Origin of the sequence: Streptomyces sp. NRRL S-378 (assembly GCF_000720645.1) — a bacterium.
GTDB lineage: Bacteria > Actinomycetota > Actinomycetes > Streptomycetales > Streptomycetaceae > Streptomyces.
Genome location: NZ_JOBX01000252.1, coordinates 1 through 201, shown reverse-complemented (window position 1 = coordinate 201; position 201 = coordinate 1). Strand labels below are relative to the sequence as shown.

General features: G+C 70.1%; 1 protein-coding gene. It reads right to left on the bottom strand.

Annotated features, from left to right (window positions below; genetic code table 11):
* On the bottom strand, positions 1 to 201 hold a 201-nt coding region (locus IH80_RS40495), incomplete at both ends, for a hypothetical protein (RefSeq protein ID WP_037882537.1).

The following is a 201-nucleotide window of genomic DNA, read 5'->3' as shown; positions in this document are numbered from 1 at the left end:
GAGGGTGGTGAGGTGGTGGTGGAGGGTGGGGTCGATGGTGAGGGGGACGGTGTCGCCGTGGTGGTCGGTGATGGTGGGCCGGGGGTGGTCGTAGGGGAGCTGGAGTTGGTCGGGGATGCCGTCGAGGGTGTGCTTCCAGTGGGCGAGTTGGCGGGTGGCGAGGGAGTCGGGGTCGTCCTCGGTGCCGAGGAGTTCGCGCTG